Raw genomic sequence first — 21,825 nt, 5'->3', positions numbered from 1 at the left:
AATAACATTATGTTAGATGGAATTTTACAAGGTCTTTCGACCGCAGTGATGCCAATGAACATCATGATGGTGATTGTTGGTTGTTTTGTCGGTACCTTTATTGGCATGCTACCGGGTCTTGGCCCAATTTCGGCTATCGCCCTGATGATCCCTATTACCTATGGTTTGGAGCCATCTTCAGGTCTTATCTTGATGGCGGGTGTTTACTACGGCGCGGTATTTGGTGGTTCAACATCATCAATCCTAATCAATGCTCCGGGTTGCTCATCAACCGTTGTTACCGCCTTTGACGGCTACCCTATGGCGCAAAAAGGTCAGGCAGGTAAAGCCCTTGCACTTGCGGCTTACTCATCATTCACGGGTGGTACGTTATCCGCGATCATGCTGTTAGTAGCTGCTCCTGCACTGGCTAACGTCTCGCTGAGTTTCCAATCTTCAGACTACTTTGCCTTGATGCTACTCGGTCTTTCTGCGGTTGCTGGCTTTGCAGGTAAAGGACAAGTGCTAAAGGCATGGATGATGACGATTCTAGGCTTGATGCTATCAACGGTTGGTATCGACAAAGGTGTTGGTGTTGAACGCTTTACCTTTGGCCTCACAGACCTAATGGATGGCTTTAGCTTCCTACTATTAGCAATGGCTACCTTCGCCCTAGGCGAAACCTTGATGGGGATCTTAAAGCCTGAGCAAGACACGCGTTCAGACGAACAAGATAAAATGAGCAATATCGGCAGCATGAAAGTCACTAAAGAAGAAGTGAAAGAAGTGGCGCCAGTTTCGATTCGTTCATCTATTCTTGGCTTCTTTACCGGTGTACTTCCAGGTGCGGGTGCCACCATCGCAGCTTTCCTTAGCTACGGTATGGAACGTAATCTTGCTCCAAAAGAAAAGAAAGAAGAGTTTGGTAAAGGCAGTATCCGTGGCCTAGTCGCACCGGAATCAGCGAATAATGCGGCATCAAGTGGTTCATTTGTTCCACTTCTAACACTGGGTATTCCAGGGTCAGGGACAACCGCCATCATGCTCGGTGCTTTGATTGCTTACGGTATTCAGCCAGGGCCACGTCTATTTGTTGAGCATCCTGATGTATTCTGGTCAGTTATCATTTCTATGTACTTTGGTAACATCGTATTGGTGATCTTAAACTTACCGCTGATTCCGTACATCTCCAAACTACTTGCAGTTCCGAGAACGGTTCTACTCCCTATGATTTTGTTCTTCTCAATCACAGGTGTATACCTTGTCTCGTTCAACACAATGGATGTCTTCATCATGCTGTTGATTGCTATGGGAGCAATCGCACTCAGGTTGGCCAACTTCCCGCTCGCTCCCCTACTACTTGGATTCATTCTTGGTGGCTTGATGGAAGAGAACTTACGCCGAGCATTAATGATCAGCGATGGTGAACTAAGCTTCCTATGGGAACGCCCAATTACTATGACGTTCTCAATCTTAGCGGTGCTTGTTTTGTTCAGCCCACTGTTTGTCAAACTGTTCCAAAAGTTAAAGCCAACACCACAAAAAGTAGAGCAGTAACGATCACTCCTGTGTAATTTGGTTTGATTTGACCAAAGCCAGTCGCAACCCGACTGGCTTTTTTTGTTAGACATAATACTTTTTACAATTTAGTGATTGCCCGCACATAAACTAGAGTATAAACTCTATTTTTTAACAAATAGAGTACATCACTATGTCGTTGCGTCCCATAGCGCTGTTGATCGGTTTTCTTGGCGTCTACTCTCCCCTTTCTAACGCCGCTGCGATAAGCTTCGATCAAGCTTGGCAAGTCTTACAACAAGAAAACAACTCGTTAGCTGCCCAACGCTCAAATGTAGAGCGCTATGAACACCTTAAAAACGCAACAGATAACCTTAACTTACCTTCAGTCACTGTTGGCGCTAACTACACGCGATTAGATACTGACGTAAAGGTTTCTGGTAGCCAGCTTTTTGAAAGTACCGGCCAGCATCTTCCAAATCTTGGGCCTGTATTTAACCAACTGCTTGCTGGACTAGGTGGTGTCACTTCGACGATTACTGAAAGAGATATTTTCAGCTCTTCAATCCGCGCCGTTTGGCCAATCTTTACTGGTGGGCGCATCAACGCGGCGCAATCTGCCGCTGAAGGTCGTAAAGAACAAGCGCAAAGTGAGTTGGCAATGGAAACCCAAGCTCGTTTTGAAGATCTCAGCAAATACTACTTTTCGGTTCTGCTGGCTCAAGAGGTGGTGGAAACTCGCCGACTCGTCGAGCAAGGTTTAACTAAGCATAGAGACAACGCTCTGAAACTTGAGCAACAAGGGCAGATCGCCCGCGTCGAGCGCTTGCAAGCAGAATCCGCGCTAGATAAAGCGGTCATCGAGCGTAAGAAAGCAGAGAAGAGTTTAGAGATCGCGCAATCGGCGCTCACCCAGATCCTAAATCAAACAACCAATGTTGAGCCTGCCGACAGCCTATTTATCAACCAAAACTTACCAGAGCAGAGTTTGTTCGTAGAACGTACTCTTGATACCTACCCCGGCTTAGCGCTACTTGATGCGAAAGAGAAACAAGCCGATAGTTTGATTAAGGCAGAAAAAGGCAAATACTACCCAGAAGTGTATTTGTATGGGGATTACAGCCTACATGAAGATGACTCTCTCGCGAGCCAAATGAAACCCGATTGGTTGGTCGGTGTTGGTGTGAATATTCCTTTGATTGAGAATTCTGGACGTAGTGATCAGGTTAAAGCCGCGCACAGCGCAGTTTCGCAAGTCCGCTACCTAAAAGCGCAAGCAAAACAAGATCTTTCCGTACTGGTTCAGAAAACATACCTTGAAGCACAGCAAGCCCAAGAGGAAGTTCTTGGGCTGGAATCAAGTATTGAGTTAGCGAGCGAAAATCTCAATCTACGTCAAAAGGCCTTTTCTCAAGGGCTATCTACGTCCACTGATGTGGTAGATGCGCAGCTTTACGTCGCTAGTGTTCAAACTCAGAAAGCAGCAGCAAGCTTTAACTATTTAATCTCACTCTCCAAGTTACTTGCCCTATCAAGTGAGATGGATGCATTCAGCCAATACCAACACAACGCTATCAATATTTCGAGCAAATAAGGATCTAAGATGAAAAATGCAAAACCACTTCTACTTACGGCTGTCGCATTAGGCGTTGCATCTTGGGTTGGCTATAGCTTTTACCAAGCCTATCAACCGAAACCGATTCGCTTGCAAGGTCAGATTGAATCTCAGCAATACAGTATCTCATCCAAGGTACCGGGAAGAATTGATCAGGTATTGGTGCGCAAAGGCGATCATGTCGAAAAAGGCGAGCTTATCTTTACGCTCCACAGCCCAGAAATTGAAGCAAAGCTAGAACAGGCGAAAGCCGGTGAAAAAGCAGCGGGTGCACTTGCAATGGAAGCAGAAAAAGGCGCACGCGCTCAGCAAATCCAAGCAGCGAAAGACCAGTGGCAAAAAGCAAAAGCGGCATCGGCTCTGATGGAAAAAACTTATCTTCGCGTTAACAACCTTTATAAAGAAGGTGTAGTCGCCGAACAAAAACGTGATGAAGCGAAAACCCAATGGGATGCTGCTAAGTATACTGAGAGTGCAGCTTTCCAAATGTACCAAATGGCTCAAGAAGGTGCACGTAGCGAGACTAAACTGGCCGCCGCCGAAAAAGCGCGCATGGCAGCAGGTGCGGTCGCAGAAGTTGAAGCCTATGCCGAAGACACAACCATCGAAAGCTGGTTCGACGGTGAAGTTTCCCAAGTGCTGCTTCAAAGTGGCGAACTTGCTCCGCAAGGCTTTCCCGTTGTGACTGTGATTGATACCGATGATTCTTGGGCAGTCTTGAACGTTCGTGAAGATCTACTCAGTCACTTTGAAAAAGGTCAGATTTTCTCTGCTTTCGTCCCTGCGCTTAACAAGCAAATTGAGTTTAAGGTGTCTCACATTGCCGTTATGGGTGATTTTGCGACTTGGCGTTCAACTGATGCGGCTCAGGGCTTTGACCTAAGAACTTTCGAGGTAGAAGCAAGGCCCACTCAACCTGTACAGAATCTGCGTATGGGCATGAGCCTAGTTGTTGAGCTAACAGGGTAATTAGGTCGCGATATGGTTGATCATAACGTTTCCCAATTTTCGATCATCCGACGTGACAAGTGGCTATTGTCTAGTTTGACATGGCTACCTGTCATGCTAGCCGTGATGATTTGGGCCATTTTCTCGCAAGGTATCGCGAGAGATTTGCCTATCGGCGTCGTGAATCTAGACTCTGGCAAAATGTCTCAGCAGCTAATTCGATACTATGACGCGACATCGGCAATGAAGGTCGATAAACAGTTCGCGAGTGCGCTAGAAGCCAAACAAGCCTTGGTCGAAGGTGATATCTATGCTTATGCCGTTATCCCACCGAACTTTGAACAAGATACTTTTAAACAGTTAGCACCTCAGGTGAGCGTTTTTTACAATAGCCAAATGATCTTAGTGGGTAAACTGATCAACTCTGCCTTTCTTCAAGCTCAAGGAACGTTTAACGCGCAAGTCAGTGCTGTCGGCAATTTGAGTCATGGCAATGCGACTTTAAGCTCTGCACTTGGGAAAGCGGTACCGATTCGGACACAAATCACTCCCCTGTTCAATAAAAACTCCAATTACGCGCAGTTCTTAGTTTCAGCGGTGGTGCCCGCGCTTTGGCAAATCGTTGTGGTAGTGACCACTATTCTCGTCTTGTCAGCGAATTTACGCGACAGAGGGCTCAATCACTGGCTAGGCAATAAACCCGCTCGTGCAATCTTTCAAACGCTTGCCCCCTACTCATGGGTGTTTGCCATTCAGGGTTTCGCTTTCTTGTGTTGGTTCTACTTAGGATTTAAGTGGCCGATGAATGGTAGCTTTTTGGTTTTGATCGTCGCTCAATGGATAACCATCATTGCCTGCATGATCATGGGCAGCCTGTTTTTCTTTTTAACTCTCGACGCTGCACGTGCGATGAGTTTCGCAGGCGCATTTACCGCCCCAAGCTTCGCTTTTATGGGGATTACCTTCCCTGTCACCGATATGAATAGCCTTGCCCAAGCGTGGCGCAGTTTGTTACCTATCAGCCACTACATCGAAGTACAGGTCAGCCAAGTCAGTTACGGTCAAGCGTGGATAGAGTCTCTACACCATCTGCTGCCTATGCTTGGCTACCTTGTACCCGCTGTGCTTGCCATTGGGTTAGCGAAAAAGCACTTAAACAATCAAGAGTCCAAGGTCGTAAGTGAGGGGACACTATGAGTTTCTTCGAGCTAGTCAAAGCAGAACTTAAAGCACTACTGACCAATCCTGTGGTGGTTCTCACCGTATTTGGTGGCGTAGTGTTTTATTCCTTCCTCTATCCTTTACCTTACAGCCATCAAACGCCGCGAGAGCAAAAGATCAGTGTGGTGAACTTAGACAGAAGCCAAACAAGCTACCAATTGGAACGTATGGTTGATGCCACGCCACAGGTCAACGTTGTTCAGCGAGATTACACATTGGAAGACGCACACCAAGCTTTTCTCAATGGTGACGTGAGCGGAATACTCGTCATTCCAGAGCACTTTTATAAAGACTTAATGCTTGGGAAAAGCCCGACACTCTCATACGCTGGAGATGCGTCTTACTTTTTGGTGTATGGCACTATAGTGGAAGGTCTTGCACAAGCAGGCGGGACCTTAGCGGCGCAAACCAAGGTGGCTAAATTAGTCATTGACGGTCAGCCGCTATCAAAAGCTGCCGATCAATATGCTGCAACCAAGCTAAATCTAAAACCAACATTTAACCCGCGTATGGGCTATGTGGATTATGTCGTGCCTGCGGTGTTTGTGCTCATTTTGCAGCAAACTCTGGCAATGGCAGCAGGGTTAATGGTAGGAACGCAGAAACACGGAACGGGTTACTGGAGTCATACCTCACCACTAAAACTTATCTCAGTTCGTATGCTGGTTTTAATCGCGATTTATTACTTATTAAGTATGTATTACTTTGGCGCCAGTTTTACTATGCATGGCGTTAACCAACTGGCGCATGCAACAGAGCTTTTAACCCTGCTACTGCCCTTTTTGATAGCATCTTGTGCGATAGGCATTTGGTTAGGAGCCATCACGCCAAGACGCGAATTAGTAACCTTAGTCGTGTTAGTCAGCTCAATGCCACTCGTGTTTAGTGCGGGCTTTATATGGCCAATTGAAGCGATTCCTGCCCCAATGGTTTGGTTGTCGGAACTCTTTCCGAGTACGCCTGCTATTCAAGGTTTCTTGACCTTGAACCAAATGGGCGGCACATGGCAAAGTGTTGCAGACAACTATGCTCAACTTTGGTTGCAAAGCTTAGTTTGGTTCTCTATTGCGCTGTGGAGTTTAAAAAAACAGGCTTAAAATCAGGTAGCTAGATGCCATTTATTTACAGCTATGGATAGCTCAATTTTTATAAATTGTGCTAATGTGATTACTAAACTGACTAGATAAGTGATTGACTGATGCACGATTTAACCACCACTGCTGTCACCGTATTTATGGGTTTCTTTGCGATGATGAACCCGATTGCCAATACGGCTGTCTTTGTCGGAATGACCGGACAGCAAACCGCAGAACAACGTAAACAAACAGCGTTTAAAGCGCTGGCAACAGCATTTGCCATTGTTGCTGCATTTAGCTTTCTTGGTAAAGGTATCTTTGAAGTATTTGGCATAACCCTGCCAGCCCTTAGGTTGGCAGGTGGTATTCTCGTCTTTCTTGTCGGCTATCATATGCTGCAAGGCAACTCTTCGAAGATGCACAGCCATGACAGCGAAGAAGCCTCCCAAGACGGGGATATTGCCATCTCTCCACTTGCCCTCCCTATCTTAGCGGGCCCGGGAACCATAGCTACGGCAATGAACTACTCTGCCTCGGGCGATATCTTCAGCATCGTGGTGACGATCGCGGCGTTTGCCTTGCTTTGTCTTATCACCTTTGTCTGTTTTTTATTTGGTCCCAAACTGGTCGATAAACTTGGTGAGAGTGGAATCAATATCGTCACGCGATTAATGGGGCTGATTCTAACGGTAATTGGAATGCAGATGCTGATTCAAGGTGTGCATGACGCTTATATTCTGTTCCAAAAGTAGCCCCTCTTTCTCATGATACGCAAGGAACAAATTGATACCTTGCGTTATCACTCTTGTGACATCACTTTTCCTCCCGTCGTTCCTGATAAACTTGACCCGTCTATTGGTGTAGGGTTTAACTTTAGTGAATCAACCAAGGCTTGGAGTTTCTATGCTTACTGTCACTCAACTTGCTAAACAATTCGGGATTTCCCGCACCACGATTTTGTATTACGAGCGAGAAAACCTACTACTGCCATCTCATCGCTCCGATAACGGTTACCGCTGGTATGGTGAAAAACAAGTTGAAAGGCTCGAAGCTATCACTTCTTATCGCTCATATGGTCTTTCTATTGCTAGCATCAAGTCTCTGCTAGACAAGCAAGGGCAATCTCAAACTCAACTGTTAAAAGATCATTTCAGTGATTTAGAGCGAGAGATTCAAGCACTACGTAACCAACAAAAAGCGATTGTCGTACTTCTGCAAGAGCCTGAGTTGCTTAATGAAAACATGGTCGACAAACAACGCTGGGTTGAAATCATGTCCGCGGCAGGCTTCAACGAGAATGACATGCTGAAATGGCACCAGAAGTTTGAAGAGATGGAGCCGCAAGAACACCAAAAATTCCTTGAATCTTTAGGCATTAAGCCAGATGAAATCGCCAAGATCCGCGGATTGTAGTCAATGGCCAGTACTTGGTACTACCAATGAACTCCCCCATTCCTTTCACATCAATTTAAACCAATCACGGACGATAACGAAACGTTAACCTCTTGCACGCTAACATTCCGATTCTACTAACATTAAGTTGTCAGCCACAGAAGAAAGAATCATGAACAATAGCAAGCAGCAAGTCAGTCGATTTCTAATGCAAGCAACGCTTGGCGCGGATCAAGCGCTCATTGATCTAGTGTCTAAAATCGGCATAGAGAAATGGCTTCAACGCCAACTGAATACAGAGCTTTCTCGCGATGATACGTTTCAAAATGCCACAGAAAGCATTTGGCGTGATTTCAGGGCCAAGTTACTCAACACATATGGTCAAAGTGCGATAGACGGCGATGGCAATAACCCTGCACTGCCATACAAATGGTACTTTCGTATGGCGTGGTGGCAGAATGCACTCTCTTCTGATTCCCACCTACTTCGTCAGAGAGTTGCCCATGCCCTAAGTGAAATTTTGGTCATATCCGACAACTCCGCTTTAGAACTCGATGCTGTCGGTATGGCGAGCTACTACGACTTACTCTACAAGCATGCTTTTGGAAACTACGCTGATTTGCTTTATGACGTCTCGATGCACCCTTGCATGGGGGTATATCTCAGTCATATGAACAACCAGAAAGAAGACCCAGAACGAGGTATTCACCCTGATGAAAACTACGCTCGCGAGATTATGCAGTTGTTTTCTATCGGCTTGTATCAACTCAATATGGATGGCTCCCATAAAAAAGATGACAAAGGCCAGTCTATCCCTACTTACGATAATCGTGACATCAAACAGATGGCGCGCGTTTTCACTGGTATCAAAGCAAGCAGCTACCAATTTGAATGGAACAATAGTTTCTGGCAGAACGATTTTAACGGCTACCCAATTAGCTTTGACGACGGCATAGAGAACAACTTTAAGTCGATACCATTTGTAAATATGACTCAACCAATGACCATCGATGAAGCTTTTCACGACAGAGGGAGCAAAGCGCTACTTAACGGGTTTATTCGTCTTAAAGGCCAAACCTCAGGCGAGACCGAGATTCGAAACGTCACAGAAAGACTGACAGCCCACCCAAGTACCGCGCCTTTTATTGCAACCAAGCTGATCAATCAACTCGTTACTTCAAACCCAAGTGCAGAGTATGTAGAAGCGGTCGCCAAGGCCTTTGGACCACAAGGCAATCTTAAACAGGCGGTAGAAACGACACTGAGCTTTCCACTTAATCACCCGATTGGCAAAACACGCTTTGTATCGGCGAAAAAGCAAAATGGCAAACTTGTACAGTCGCAAAAGCTTAAATCTCCGGTATTACGTGTGACTCAATTACTGCGCGCTTTCAATGCCAGCAACCAATCCGGTAAACACTGGTTGATTGGGGATGACATTATCGATCAGCTTGAACAACACCCGTTTTCGTCGCCAACGGTATTTAACTTCTATAAGTCCGACTTTGTGCCACATGGCCCTATTGAAACTGCCAAACTGGTAGCCCCTGAGTTTGAACTGCACAACACTGCGACTTCGCTGGCTTACGTCAACTATATGTATTACTGGTTGTTTGGTGGGTACCTACCCGCAGTCAGCACTGAAATCAGCACTCAACCGGGCATTAACAATGTCCCTGAACTTGATATCGATGTCCTACAAACCAAAGTCCGTGACAAGCTGACCTTAGGCTTAGCGACATACGTAGAGAAGGCGGAAAACATCAACAATCATTCAGCTCTCATTGACGAATTGAGCCTGCTGCTTACTGGCAAAGAAAGCCTCCCTAATAAGCCTCAGATCCTTTCAGCGTTTGCGGCATATAACAACAACCCAGAATGGGTTGTGCAAACCATTATCTTTTTTATCGCTATTTCACCAGAATTTACCGTACAGGAGGCGTAGTCAATGGGTATTTCACGTAGAAACTTTATCAAGTCATCGGCAACGGCGACTGGTCTAATGTTAGCGGGACAAGCACCTGTTTACGCTGCACCGAAAAATACCAAAGCCATAGTGGGAAACATTAAGCCGAGCAAAAAATCTTTGGTTTTTATCATGCTTGATGGTGGCAATGATTCTTTTAACATGTTGGTTCCCACCTCAGCCCCGCATTATCGAGAATACAAGAAAACACGCAGTAATCTGGCCTTAGATAAGTCTAGCCTCTTACCATTAACCGACTTCAAAACGCATGATGGAAAACAGTTTGGTGTGCATGAAAGCATGGATGAAGTGCAGCAGCTATTTGAGGAAAAGCGCCTTGCGTTTGTCGCCAATACTGCGCCTATGATAGAGCCCGTCACAAAACAGAAGTTTTACAGTAATCAACTCAAGCTGCCACTTGGGCTGATGTCTCACTCAGACCAATTTAAGCACTGGCAAACGGGCAGACCCGGTGAACGTATTAATCGCGGCTGGTTTGGCTACTTTGCAGATTCTATACAGAAGAACAAGACTATTGATGAGATCCCGATGAACATCTCATTGGCAGGCAACAACATAATGCAAAATGGTCATCTTGCCGCTCCTTATTCAATTACTAAATCAGGCAGCGTTGGTTTATACATCAATGAAGAATCGACACCGTTAAATGAACAGTTGGTAGAGCATTTTGTTAAAAGCTTAAATGCTAACTACCCAGGAGATCCTTTCAAAGACAGCTATCTAGCTATCACTCGTGAGTCACAAGCCCAGCATGAGGTGTTTCGTGACGCGGTACAGAAAATAAAGATCAACACGCGCTTTTCGGACAGCGACTTATCTCAGCAGCTACGTAAAGTGGCTCAATCAATCAAAGCGGCAGATAAACTGCATCACAAACAGCAGACATTCTTTTTACGTTATATTGGCTGGGATCACCATGATGAGCTACTCGACAGTCATGCTCGAATGTTAAAAGTGCTCAGCCAAGCACTCGGTGAATTTCAGCAAAGCTTAGACGAGTTGGGCGTAGCAGATCAGGTTGTCACATTTACCGGATCTGACTTTGGTCGAACCTTAACCTCAAATGGCAATGGTACCGATCATGGCTGGGGCGGCAACACTATTGTTATGGGCAATAGCGTCAATGGCGGTAAAGTTTTTGGTGATTATCCCGCTCTCACGCTAGGCGATGAAAACCCGTTGGATATTGGCGATGGTGTTTTGATACCCACGACGGCAATTGATGAGCTCTATGCAGAATTAGCCCTGTGGTTTGGTGCGACGCGCTCTCAAACTCACGATCTATTTCCAAATCTGAGCAACTTTTCGCCTATAGATAACCAACCAAGACTAGCCGGATTGATGAAAAACTAACCCAAGGTGCACTGGGCGAATTGCAACACATGGATTACTAGCTAGAAACTAAGGGCGTATTTACTTTAAAACACAGTCAATTAGATTGTTCACTTTATCGCTTTGATAATTTAGACTGCTTTGAGTTATTGATACATTTGACCCAAGGATTGAACATGAGCTCAAATAATATTCTAAGCCCGACGCTCATTGAGAGTGGCCGTGACATACCATTAAAAGAGCTACTGTTTGCCAAGCGAGTACTGGACAATTATCTTGCTGTGGCACAGGAAACAAGCCCAATAGAACTGCTAGATGAAATGCGAGACGCTGCCAAAGGTGTCGAGTATTTCAAAACGGATAGTAACCCGTGTGAAGCGCGTAACGTGATTAGCGAAATGTTTGCCGCCATAGATGCCAGTAACTCTTTTGACGATTACAAAGTGCTAGCAGGCAAACCACGTCAAGCGCTCAATGAATTGATTGAAGACCGAGCTCAACTGATTAAACATGAGCGCGGCCTTCTACTTGCTGCTGGTTACGATTTCTCTCGCATCTGATAATCGCCTAGCCAATCCTATCTACTTAGGATTGGCTTTCTGAAAGACTCATAACGGTATTCGAGACATTTTCCGCCCCTTTATGAATCTCATCCATAACCGTCGACACTTCAGTAATTTTCGCATTGCCTTGCTCCGATATTGAGGATACTTCACTCATCATATCGGTCACTTCCTTAATCAGTCCTTGATTTTCCTCCACCACTTTTACGATCTCATCGGTTGACTCTGAAGTCCGCGAAGCGAGTTGACGTACCTCGTCAGCAACGACGGCAAAACCACGTCCGTGCTCCCCTGCTCGCGCTGCCTCTATCGCTGCATTGAGTGCTAACAAATTAGTTTGATCAGCAATACCTTGAATCGTAGAAACAATGTTTTGGATGTTTTGCGAACTGGCATTTAACTGTTGAACTTTTTGCACCGTTTCTTCGGCTTTATGGGAGACGTTTAGAGAGACCTCTACAGAGTCGGCGAGTAACTGCGACCCTTGTTGTGCGATTTGCGCCGTCTCAACAGAAGTTGAGTAAGCCACTTCAGAAGCTTCGGCGATAGCTTGGTTTCGCTCAATACGAGTGGTGATATCACTGGCAAACTTAACTACCTTTACCACTTTTCCTGTTTCATCTCTGATCGGATTGTAAGATGCTTCGATCCAGATACTTGCACCATTAGCGCTTCTACGCTGAAACAAGCCAGACTTTATCTGACCATCTTCAAGCTCGCGCCAAAAGTGAGGATTGTCATGGTAGAATTCATCAAAGCAGAACATGCGATGATGCTGTCCCTGAACTTGAGATAGGCTATATCCAAGAGTATTGAGAAAGTTTGGATTCGCAAAAAGAACAGTCCCTTTAGGATCAAATTCAATAATCGCTTGAGACTTGTCTAACGCAGAGAAAAGTGCATCATTCTTCTGGTTTACATAAAACATATCGGTTATGTCAGAAGCAATCTTCGCCACACTCGACACCTTTCCATCCGAGTCATAAATTGGAAAGTAAGTCGCTTCTAGAACAATAGTTTCACCAAGTTTGTTTTTTCGTTCAAACGTGCCTTCCTTGGTCGACCCATTAGCAAGATCTCGCCAAAAACTCTGATAAGCAGCAGAACTTATGTAATCATCTGTACAAAAAATCCGATGATGTTTGCCTTTTACTTCCTCTAGAGAATAACCAACAACACTAAGAAACAACGCACTAGCATCTTGGATAATGCCATCGGGACTAAACTCGATCCACGCCACATGTTTTTTTATCGCAGCGTAAACATGATCCGAATGGTTTGATGTTTTTTCTGGCTCTTTGTTCTTAAAAAACAACATAGATTGACCCTTATCTCAAGAAGCGTAGGTAAACAATCTAATAAGTATAGTCTGCGGAAAACAACTCCTTACTAATGCTATGGTTTAATCCATAAATATAGAGATTAAAATCCACGCTGTTTCCAAAACTCGCCTTCATCTCGCGCATACACATCAAACGTTTTTTCAGCAATCACCTTATCATTCAACGTGATAATCATGCGCCATTTGCCAATGTTTGATTCAAACCCGTCAACTGGATCAAGTAACTGAATAGTGTCACCCAGATAAAAATCCCAGTCATTACTTCCGACATGCAAGTCGCCACAAAATGGTTCTAAAGTTTGTCCTTTTTTACCTTTCACTCCTGGGTGGGCAATACAAAACTCTATCACTTCACCTTTGGCTTTCTTTATATTGACGATGAAACCAAATTCAATTTCTTCATCGGCGGGGACTTTGGTCGTGAACTCTTGAATCTTAGGTAAGTGCTTAGATTTGGAATCCCACTCTTTGTAAATCCCGTAAGAAGTCATCTCTACAACTGGGGAACGCTTTGCCATTCTTGCCACCGTTTTTTCATAGATTTTATCGTATTAGGCGCAACGCCATGAATGTTGCCATAATTGTTATGACATTCGAGTACTTCAAATTGGGCTTTAACGCGCTTAGCCAGCTTCAGGTAAGGAACAATTTCCCAGCGTTGAACAAATGTGTTTGAAACAACGACACTGTCGCCGTTGAGCAAGGCTTGCTCAGTCATCTGCTGACACCACTGATGAGCCATTGCGATTTGCTCCGGCTGATAGACATATTCGCCACAGTCGTTGATAAAATACATATCAGCTTCAAAGTGTTTGGCATCGATTGTCTTTGCCAATGTGCTTTTACCTGATCCAGGCAAGCCTCGAATCAAGGTGAGTTTTAGGGTCATAGTCAGTTTAACCAGTGAGTTCGCGCACGAATATTAATATAAATTGGACCAAATTGGCTATCGACATCTCATTCTGATTGGGTTAAGTTTAGAAGTATAGACGTCCATAAATACGCTTAGGGAGTAAGCTGTGCCAATTAAGATCCCCGATCAATTACCCGCATCTGACGTATTACGTACCGAGAATATCTTCATCATGCCTGAGTCTCGTGCGTCAACACAGGAAATTCGTCCGCTTAAGGTGCTGATCCTCAATCTTATGCCTAAGAAAATTGAGACGGAAACCCAGTTCCTTCGTTTGCTATCAAACAGCCCGCTACAGGTGGATATTGAGCTACTACGCATTGATGATAGGCCAAGCAAAAACACGCCTACAGAACACTTAGATAACTTCTATCGTCAGTTTGAAATGGTCAAAGGACGTAACTTTGATGGACTGATCATTACTGGTGCGCCATTAGGCTTAGTCCAGTTTGAAGATGTGATCTACTGGGAACATTTGCAAACCATCATGAGTTGGGCGAAAGAACATGTCACTTCAACGCTGTATGTTTGTTGGGCAGCCCAAGCAGGCTTGAAGTTACTCTACGATCTGCCTAAACGTACTCGTAAGGATAAGCTGTCAGGGGTATATCACCATAAGATCCACCAGCCTTATCACCCTGTGTTGCGTGGTTTTGATGACACCTTCTTAGCACCACACTCCCGCTACGCTGATTTCTCTCCAGAGTTCCTTGCCGAACATACTGACTTAGATATTCTTGCAACATCAGACGTCGCAGGCGTTTATCTGGCTGCCACCAAAGATAAGCGAAACGTATTTGTCACTGGTCACCCTGAGTACGATTCTCATACCTTACACAATGAATACATTCGTGACTTGGGTGAAGGCATGGAGCCAGTTATTCCAGTCAACTACTACCCAAATAACAACCCCGATAATAAGCCAACCGCAAGCTGGCGCAGCCACGGACACTTGCTGTTTTCCAACTGGCTAAATTACTGCGTTTACCAACAGACGCCATACGACTTGGATCATTTCAGCGAAGCCAATTTTACTAAAGACGATTAGTGCTTGCTCATTTGCTGAGTTTCAGACAACAGATCTTGGATCTGCTTAGTTATTAGAGGGACATTTTGCCACAGAATAAAATGGCCCTCTTTTTCTACCTCAATCAACTGCTTTGACGTTCCGGTTAGTTTTTGAATAGCAAATACCGAGTTGTCAGGGTCTGCGATGGTATCCTCTTTGCCATGAATGATCGTCACCGGAAGCGTATCCAGTACGCGCCAATCTTTACCACTCAATTCACTTAACTCTTCAGCCAATGGCATCATCTCCCCATTCGACGTCTGCCAATCATTAGACAATGCCCAATTGATAAGCCAAGTATCAGCAATTATGTTGTACCACTTTGGTTCTTCGAGCTTAGGGTCAAAAGCGGGCGCGACCAACACCATACCATCAACCCTATCCGGCTGCTGAAGTGCAAGTGCCAAAGCGATAGGCGCTCCGAGCGAATGTCCAACCAATATATTAGATTTATCACTGGCTAGCAGTTCACCAATGGCTTGAGCCTGCTTATCGAGGCTAGAAACCAAATCCGATGTTGATGCACCATAGCCTAAGCGATCAACAGAAATCAGCTCTGCTTGCTCCTGCAGTGATTCGTTGGCAAGGTAGTCTGCATACGCGGTATGGCTACCTGGAGAGCCATGAATAAACACCACCCTATGACTCGCACTTGGGTTAGCTTTTCTGACAAAAGCAAGACCATCTTTTGTTTGCTCTACCTCTGCATTTAACTCTGTTGCAGACGAGGGTTTGACTGCTAAGCCAATGAAAAAACTTATAATAGTTGTTAGAACTGCCGCTTTGTTTCTCACTCTTCACCTCAGTTGATTACACGGTTATCTGCAAAACATGTCGCATACTTTCCTCGTCTCGCTAATCAGACCGGATGAGTTGAGATATACATTCAATCTCGTCTTAGAACTTATGTATTCCTATGAGATTAATCATTCTAATTTCAACCCTATTGCTAACTGGCTGTATCAACTCTACACAGATTCAAAATTCTGACGCCCAGCAACGTTCAGAAGCACGCATTGAACTCGGTATCGGTTACATGCAAAAAGGAGACATGCGCAAAGCACGAGAAAACCTAGAACAAGCACTGAAACACTCACCTAACTATTATCGAGCACAGCTCTCTATCGCTCATTATTACGAGCAAGTAGGAGAAACACAATCCGCCGAGTCCTTCTACAAAAAAGCCTTAAAGCATCACCCAAGCAACGGAGATGTACTTAACAACTATGGTACATTTTTATGTAAACAAGGTGAGTTCTCTCTTGCGGACAAGTACTTTAATCAAGCGATCCAGCAACAGAATTACTATTTAACCTCAACCAGTTACGAAAACGCAGCCCTGTGCGCAATGAAAGCACAACAAACCGAGCAAGCCATCAGTTACTTCAAACGCGCCTTAGACTTTGAACCAGACAGAGTTCGCTCTGCATTAACACTGGCTGAATTGGAAATTAGAGCAGGTTCACTGGAAGAGGCAAGGTTGAGATTGGTTCGATTTCACCATAAGTTTGGGCTGCGTCAACCATCGCTAAAACTGTTGATTCAACTAGAGCACAAAGCGGGTAACCAAAATGTGGCAGAGGAGTATAAGCGTCAACTAGACAGCCTCAGTTAACGCTTTGAGTGATGTTTCTTGCGACGCGTCTTCACCCGTGATGCGCGTTGAATCTTAAGGTACTCTTTGTAGAGAATGTAAATAAAAGCTGCGATTCCCAATACAAATAAAACCGCAAATAGAATTAGAAAACTTTCACAGATCCAAATTGGTTCGCAGGGCATATAAATTTCAAACTCCATATACCCTCCGTAATGCTTTCAACAAGATTAACTCTTAAGTTTCAGCCACTTTTGGCGTTCAACTTCTGTTTTGAATGTCCAAGCGATAAAGCGACTTACTTTTTGTCCTTGGCTCATCTCAACCACTTTCACCTCTGTAGCGCCCGCTTTTTCGAGGTTTTTTCGCATCCATCGAACATTATCTTTCTTCGAGATCAACGTGGAGAACCACAGGACCTGCTGCGCAAAGCCACGGCTTTCAAACGCCATGTTTTTTACAAACGCAGCTTCACCACCTGGGCACCAGAGCTCTGCTTTTTGACCACCAAAGTTAAGTATAGGTGACGACTTAGCTTTCATTTGCTCACTAGGCTGACCACGCTTACTTTTGCTAGCCGATAAGTTTTTGATCTTTCTCTCTGTTCCCTGCTGTGCTTCTTCTAATGACTTATGAAAAGGCGGATTGCAGGTGGTTACGTCATATAACTCGTTTGGTTTGATGATGCCTTTAAAGAAATGACGGCTATCTTTTTGCAATCGAGCTTCAACGCGCCCACTCAGTACCTTATTTGACTCGGCGATGTGATTGGAATTATCAACTGAAACAGCGTCAACATCAGAGCCTACATAGTGCCAGCCATACTGAGTCGCACCAACGATAGGGTAAATGCAGTTGGCCCCAAGCCCGATGTCTAATGCACGTACTTGGTTATGTTTAAGGCTTTTACTTTCTTTGGTTAATATCTCAGCAAGACGATGGATATAGTCTGCGCGCCCAGGAATAGGTGGGCACAAATAACCTTGTGGAATGTCCCACTCGGTGACTCCGTAGTGATAAGCAAGTAGTGCTTTGTTGAGTAACTTAACCGCCAGAGGATCGGAAAAGTTAATGCTCAACTCCCCCTTAGGATTCTTCACTACGTGCTTTTTAAGCTCTGGTAGTGCCGCTGTCAGCTTTGCGAAATCATATCGCCCTTGGTGCAAATTGCGCTTATGCAGACCTTTCTGCCCTTTAATCGTGACGACTTTCATCTCGCTGTTATTTGGCGTGTCTTTTTTATCGGCTTTCTTAGATTGAAATTGTTTATTTGGGCGCGTCATAGTTTATTTTTGTTTGGCAGTTTCTAGATAGATCATAAACAAGCGAGCATCTAACTCAAGTTGATGATAGTCAGGCTCCATATGGCAGCAGAGCTGATAGAAGGCTTTGTTGTGCTCTTTCTCTTTTAAGTGGGCAAGTTCGTGAACCACTAACATTCGAAGCAAAGGCTCAGGTGCATTCTTAAACACACTGGCAATGCGAATCTCATTCTTTGATTTAATTTTGCCGCCATGAACCTTAGCCACATAGGTATGTAGCCCGAGAGCATTGTTGATAAGGTGAATTTTGTTGTCGTAGATGACTTTGCTCAAAGGCGCCGTCTTCTTCATATAGCGGTTCTTCAGCGCCATTGTATATTCAAACAGCGCTTTCTCACTCTTGATGGTGTGGTTGTCTGGATAGCGTTTTTCAAACCACGCTGCCAATCGACCCGAATCTACCATTTGAGTAACGGGAGTAACGATATGTTCTGGGTAACCTTGAATATAACGAAGTGCGGGATTCATAGTGACTGTCATGGCGTTGAGCGTAAATAAAGGGGCACAAGTCTACTCTATTCGTACTTGCCATTCACGACCTTTTCATTAAACTCTGCGCTTAATAAACGAGTAGGAACAAACCATGAAACGACTTGTACTGTATGTAAAAGACAAATGCCCACACTGCAAAGATGCACAGCGTTACCTTGATTCAAAGGGCTATCAGTACCGATTAACCAACGCCAAGATGCAGCGTGGCCGTAAAGAGTTAGACGCAATTGGTGCTCGTTCGCTACCCGTACTTAAGATTGGCGACCGCTATATGATTGGCTGGAACGCTAGCAACTTTGAGAAAATGTACAAGTCAAAGGGTTAGTAAAACAGCTTACTAACGAAGTGCGGGTTATCGGTCAGCACTTCTAACTCGGATAGATCATCGAGCACAACTAGGTGCTCGATTCCACTCATGCACACCTTGATACACTCTTGCTTCTCTTCATTGCGAGCCGTATCTAATGCTTCACCTTCAACGTAAACACCAGATTTGAGATGCAGCCTTACCGGATAACGGTACATGCACACAATTTCGATATAATCGTAGTCGTTACAGCTAATCATAATCTCCCTCAAATCCTTGTTCTAACGTTATAAATGCACCGCCTCTATCTTGTTGCCATCAAGATCACGTACAAATGCTGCGTAGTAGCTTTCACCATACTCAGGCCTTAACCCCGGCTGTCCTTCACAGCTAGCGCCCTGTGCCAGAGCCACACGATAAAACTCGTCAACAGACACTTGGTCAGGTGCATTAAAAGCGATATGTGTTCCGTTGCCAGCATTCGCTCTGTTTTCACTGGGTAATCCAACCCAAAATTCAAAATTTTCGCCATACGCGGCAGCAACATCTTCGATATAATGCGCCCTTTTTATACCCAATGTGGCGAACACCTTGTCATAAAATTCTACGGCTAACTTAACATTAGACGTGCCAACAGAAACATGGTTCAACAGCATTTAGACTTCCTTATATAACAGTCAGTTAAAGTTGAAAATTGGAGCGAACATGGGGCTTATAGCAGTTCGCCTCCTGATCATAAACAAACTCAACTTCATTCCTAATGCTCTCAAGCTTATCTTTCTGATAATGCGACACATAGAGCAGTTGGCTAAGGTTTTCTTGCGCTATCAGCTCTAAGGTGTTTTTAACTAACCTTCTGCCCAGATAATCTAGCCCTTGATACGGCTCATCCAAAATGAGCAAAGCAGGTTGTTTCACAATCGCTCTGGCAATCAAAAGCAGTCTCTGCTGACCGTATTCCAGTTGTCTAAACGAGGTGTTGGCATATTCACTCATGTGAAGTATCTCCAACCATTCTCGCGCCACTTGAATCTCTTTTTTACTTGGCTGTTGATATAGACCGATTGAATCGTAAAAACCTGACAAAATAACTTCAATAGCTTTGCAACTCACTCGATATTGAAGATGCAGCGCCGAAGAAACCATACCGATGTTCTTTTTAATTTCCCAAATCGACTCGCCTGATCCTCGCTGGTTACCGAAGATTTGAATGTCGTTGGAATAACATTGCGGATGGTCGCCGAATATTAGACCTAACAGAGTACTTTTTCCGCACCCATTCGGGCCTTTGATTTGCCAATGCTGGCCATTATCGATTCGCCAGTTTAAGTCGGTAAAGATTGTCTTCTCGGTATAAGCAACCTTACCATTACGTATCTCGAATACTGGGTTGTCAAAGTGGTGCTCGTGTTGATACCTGTGAATCAAATCCAGCATCTGCTCACTTTGCTGTTGGGATTGAGCTTTAATTTGGCTAATGATAGGGTGAGCTTCCCACTCACTTCTACCCATAACACTTTCGAGCTTACCGTGGTTAAACAGTGCGATTTGTTCAATCCAGTCTGGTATGTCTTCCTCGCGATTGAAAGTCACTACCATCTGAGTGGATTTGGCAAGTTGGGTTAAATAATTGGCGAGCGAAGCGCGATGAGCGATATCTAGCCCAGTGAAAGGGTTATCAAGAACAATCAGTTCCGGCTCGGTGGCGAGTGCTCGGGCGAGCATGACGCGACGAGTCTCACCAGTGGAAAGAACTCGAAATCCACTCTGCGCAAGGTGTGACAGATCCAAATCGACAATCAGTTGCTCAGTAAGTGAATCAGATTGGCATTGCTCAAAAATCAGTGAATATACGCTTGTGCCTTTATCGACTTTGTCTAGAAAATCGGTGTCATCTTTGGCAATTTCTTCTTCAAGCAGTCTCTGCTGCTCAACTAAAGAGACTTGAGCAATCTTGCCAGAGCCCATTTCCAACGACTCTGGAGAGATTTCATATTCTCCACAAAATAAGCACCCTAACGCCGAGCCAATATCTCCTTCGGTACTAAATACTCCCCAAGATTGCCCTTCAGCAATTTTCCATTGAGCGATTGCCAATTGGTTCGTGCCAGATTCAATGTCGAGGTTATTGATGCTTATTTGCATAGAATGGTTTCCCTACCCTTCAGTCTAAGTTTATTGAGTAGATCCAAACTACTCGAACTCTTGCCCTAGCGCGATAGAGAAACAACAAAATGTGATATTTGCAGAGACTTAGTCACACTAGGCGTATTGCTTCACAAACTCGATGAAGGTTTTATCGGCTATTGATAGGTATCCATCTTTTCGCCACGCTAGCGCCAAATCAAGCCGAACCCTGTCATGAAAAGGGACAGCAACAACATCTTTCTCATGTTGTGTCACTAGCTCCAGTAGTGCAGTGATGGCAAACTCATGTTTGACGATACTCAGAATCATAGGCAACAAGTTAGTTTCAAATGAAAACTTCATCTCTTTGCGGCATTGGGTCGCTTGGTTTTCAATAAAGTCTCGATGGAAGTAACCAGGCTTGAACATCACCAGTTCATGGTCAAAAAACTCTTCAAAGCTGATTGATTTCCGCCGCGCAAACTCATGATCTTTGGACACCACCGCCACCATTTCTGACTGTAACAAATGGTCAGTTTCGAGATCATCAGGCACATTTTCATCGTTGATAACGCCAATATCCAGTTCACCATCGAGCAGCATTTGTCGAATTGAGCGTGTACCTGCATCAACAAGAGTGAGCTTGAGGTTTGGATAACGGCTTTTAAACGCCATCAAGACTTCTGGGAAGAAGTACGAGCCCATCATGCTAGGAGCACCGAGCCTAACCTCTCCTTTTTCAAGGCCCTTTAACTCATTAATGGCTAACTGCGCATCGTCGAGCTGCTGAAGTACCCGCTTTGCATGGTCATACAAAACAGTGCCTTCATCCGTCAATGAGACTTTTCTATCTTCTCGTCGAAACAGCTCTACGCCCAAGCTCTGTTCTAGCTTCTTAATTGAAATACTCAGCGCTGGTTGAGCGATGTGCAATGCTTTTGCTGCATGAGTAAAATTTTCGTGGTCTGCAACCGCAACAAAATGTTTGAGATGTTTCGAGTCCAATTAAATCACCATATAAAAAATAT

Annotated in this window: 23 protein-coding genes; 13 read left to right on the top strand and 10 right to left on the bottom strand. The window is 44.7% G+C overall.

The features are described from left to right. The first annotated feature begins 9 nt into the window (after window positions 1-9). The 10 genes from LYZ37_RS06630 (at window position 10) to LYZ37_RS06585 (ending at window position 11,628) form a co-directional block, all read left to right on the top strand. The gene (locus LYZ37_RS06630) at window positions 10-1,536 is read left to right on the top strand and encodes a tripartite tricarboxylate transporter permease (RefSeq protein ID WP_004748386.1); all 1,527 of its coding nucleotides are present in this window, start codon (window positions 10-12) and stop codon (window positions 1,534-1,536) included. 154 nt (window positions 1,537-1,690) lie between these two features. Further along, window positions 1,691-3,091, top strand: a complete 1,401-nt coding sequence (locus LYZ37_RS06625) for a TolC family protein (protein WP_272786994.1) — start codon at window positions 1,691-1,693, stop codon at window positions 3,089-3,091. Between the two features lie 9 nt (window positions 3,092-3,100). Then, entirely contained in the window at window positions 3,101-4,081 is a 981-nt protein-coding gene (locus tag LYZ37_RS06620; RefSeq protein ID WP_272786993.1) for an HlyD family secretion protein, read from the top strand. A 12-nt stretch (window positions 4,082-4,093) separates the two neighbouring features. Then, window positions 4,094-5,257, top strand: a complete 1,164-nt coding sequence (locus LYZ37_RS06615; RefSeq protein WP_272786992.1) for an ABC transporter permease — start codon at window positions 4,094-4,096, stop codon at window positions 5,255-5,257. After that, the gene (locus tag LYZ37_RS06610) at window positions 5,254-6,378 is read left to right on the top strand and encodes an ABC transporter permease (protein ID WP_272786991.1); all 1,125 of its coding nucleotides are present in this window, start codon (window positions 5,254-5,256) and stop codon (window positions 6,376-6,378) included. The genes LYZ37_RS06615 and LYZ37_RS06610 overlap by 4 nt, the downstream gene beginning before the upstream one ends. Before the next feature lie 101 nt (window positions 6,379-6,479). After that, the gene (locus LYZ37_RS06605; protein ID WP_069666218.1) at window positions 6,480-7,109 is read left to right on the top strand and encodes a MarC family protein; all 630 of its coding nucleotides are present in this window, start codon (window positions 6,480-6,482) and stop codon (window positions 7,107-7,109) included. Between the two features lie 151 nt (window positions 7,110-7,260). Then, entirely contained in the window at window positions 7,261-7,770 is a 510-nt protein-coding gene (locus LYZ37_RS06600; protein ID WP_272786990.1) for a MerR family transcriptional regulator, read from the top strand. Between the two features lie 151 nt (window positions 7,771-7,921). After that, window positions 7,922-9,694, top strand: a complete 1,773-nt coding sequence (locus LYZ37_RS06595) for a DUF1800 domain-containing protein (protein WP_272786989.1) — start codon at window positions 7,922-7,924, stop codon at window positions 9,692-9,694. A 3-nt stretch (window positions 9,695-9,697) separates the two neighbouring features. Then, complete coding sequence (locus LYZ37_RS06590; RefSeq protein WP_272786988.1) at window positions 9,698-11,089, top strand: DUF1501 domain-containing protein; 1,392 nt, start codon at window positions 9,698-9,700, stop codon at window positions 11,087-11,089. A 155-nt stretch (window positions 11,090-11,244) separates the two neighbouring features. Beyond that, on the top strand, window positions 11,245-11,628 hold the full coding sequence (locus tag LYZ37_RS06585; protein ID WP_272786987.1) for a hypothetical protein: 384 nt from the start codon (window positions 11,245-11,247) through the stop codon (window positions 11,626-11,628). Between the two features lie 25 nt (window positions 11,629-11,653). Here the strand turns inward: LYZ37_RS06585 and LYZ37_RS06580 are convergent, their stop codons facing one another. The 3 genes from LYZ37_RS06580 to LYZ37_RS06570 all read right to left on the bottom strand — a co-directional run bounded on the left by LYZ37_RS06580 (window position 11,654) and on the right by LYZ37_RS06570 (window position 13,862). After that, window positions 11,654-12,949, bottom strand: coding sequence for a methyl-accepting chemotaxis protein (locus LYZ37_RS06580; protein ID WP_272786986.1), 1,296 nt, complete (start codon window positions 12,947-12,949; stop codon window positions 11,654-11,656). A 104-nt stretch (window positions 12,950-13,053) separates the two neighbouring features. After that, complete coding sequence (locus LYZ37_RS06575; RefSeq protein WP_272786985.1) at window positions 13,054-13,491, bottom strand: DUF3859 domain-containing protein; 438 nt, start codon at window positions 13,489-13,491, stop codon at window positions 13,054-13,056. Further along, window positions 13,467-13,862 (bottom strand): AAA family ATPase, encoded by a 396-nt coding sequence (locus LYZ37_RS06570; protein WP_272786984.1) that lies wholly within the window; start codon window positions 13,860-13,862, stop codon window positions 13,467-13,469. Before LYZ37_RS06570 ends, LYZ37_RS06575 begins: the two co-directional genes overlap by 25 nt. Before the next feature lie 130 nt (window positions 13,863-13,992). Between LYZ37_RS06570 and metA the strand changes: the two genes are divergently transcribed. Further along, window positions 13,993-14,934 (top strand): homoserine O-acetyltransferase MetA, encoded by a 942-nt coding sequence (gene metA, locus LYZ37_RS06565; RefSeq protein ID WP_004748359.1) that lies wholly within the window; start codon window positions 13,993-13,995, stop codon window positions 14,932-14,934. Here metA and LYZ37_RS06560 read toward each other — a convergent pair. Further along, window positions 14,931-15,749 carry an alpha/beta fold hydrolase gene (locus LYZ37_RS06560; protein ID WP_272786983.1) on the bottom strand — a complete coding sequence of 273 codons (819 nt, stop codon included), beginning with the start codon at window positions 15,747-15,749 and terminating at the stop codon, window positions 14,931-14,933. The genes metA and LYZ37_RS06560 overlap by 4 nt on opposite strands. 122 nt (window positions 15,750-15,871) lie before the next feature. Here LYZ37_RS06560 and pilW point away from each other — a divergent pair, with 122 nt between their 5' ends. Then, window positions 15,872-16,570 carry a type IV pilus biogenesis/stability protein PilW gene (pilW, locus tag LYZ37_RS06555; RefSeq protein ID WP_272786982.1) on the top strand — a complete coding sequence of 233 codons (699 nt, stop codon included), beginning with the start codon at window positions 15,872-15,874 and terminating at the stop codon, window positions 16,568-16,570. 209 nt (window positions 16,571-16,779) lie between these two features. Here the strand turns inward: pilW and rlmF are convergent, their stop codons facing one another. Both rlmF and LYZ37_RS06545 read right to left on the bottom strand, forming a co-directional pair. After that, window positions 16,780-17,832 (bottom strand): 23S rRNA (adenine(1618)-N(6))-methyltransferase RlmF, encoded by a 1,053-nt coding sequence (gene rlmF, locus LYZ37_RS06550; protein ID WP_272786981.1) that lies wholly within the window; start codon window positions 17,830-17,832, stop codon window positions 16,780-16,782. Window positions 17,833-17,835: 3 nt separating this feature from the next. After that, window positions 17,836-18,339 carry a M48 metallopeptidase family protein gene (locus LYZ37_RS06545; protein WP_171324051.1) on the bottom strand — a complete coding sequence of 168 codons (504 nt, stop codon included), beginning with the start codon at window positions 18,337-18,339 and terminating at the stop codon, window positions 17,836-17,838. A 115-nt stretch (window positions 18,340-18,454) separates the two neighbouring features. On the opposite strand from LYZ37_RS06545, the gene LYZ37_RS06540 reads away from it, so the two are divergent. Next, window positions 18,455-18,688 (top strand): glutaredoxin family protein, encoded by a 234-nt coding sequence (locus LYZ37_RS06540; protein ID WP_004748350.1) that lies wholly within the window; start codon window positions 18,455-18,457, stop codon window positions 18,686-18,688. Here LYZ37_RS06540 and LYZ37_RS06535 read toward each other — a convergent pair. The 4 genes from LYZ37_RS06535 to LYZ37_RS06520 all read right to left on the bottom strand — a co-directional run bounded on the left by LYZ37_RS06535 (window position 18,685) and on the right by LYZ37_RS06520 (window position 21,802). Then, window positions 18,685-18,930 (bottom strand): Rho-binding antiterminator, encoded by a 246-nt coding sequence (locus LYZ37_RS06535; protein WP_171324053.1) that lies wholly within the window; start codon window positions 18,928-18,930, stop codon window positions 18,685-18,687. The two genes, LYZ37_RS06540 and LYZ37_RS06535, sit on opposite strands and share 4 nt — an antisense overlap. 27 nt (window positions 18,931-18,957) lie before the next feature. Next, on the bottom strand, window positions 18,958-19,326 hold the full coding sequence (locus tag LYZ37_RS06530) for a VOC family protein (RefSeq protein WP_272786980.1): 369 nt from the start codon (window positions 19,324-19,326) through the stop codon (window positions 18,958-18,960). Between the two features lie 25 nt (window positions 19,327-19,351). Then, on the bottom strand, window positions 19,352-20,815 hold the full coding sequence (gene modF / locus LYZ37_RS06525) for a molybdate ABC transporter ATP-binding protein ModF (protein ID WP_272786979.1): 1,464 nt from the start codon (window positions 20,813-20,815) through the stop codon (window positions 19,352-19,354). 117 nt (window positions 20,816-20,932) lie between these two features. Next, window positions 20,933-21,802 (bottom strand): LysR family transcriptional regulator, encoded by an 870-nt coding sequence (locus LYZ37_RS06520; protein ID WP_272786978.1) that lies wholly within the window; start codon window positions 21,800-21,802, stop codon window positions 20,933-20,935. Window positions 21,803-21,825: the final 23 nt, after the last annotated feature.

The organism is Vibrio tubiashii (assembly GCF_028551255.1).
Taxonomy (GTDB): Bacteria; Pseudomonadota; Gammaproteobacteria; order Enterobacterales; family Vibrionaceae; genus Vibrio; species Vibrio tubiashii_B.
This window is presented reverse-complemented; position numbering and strand designations above follow the sequence as displayed.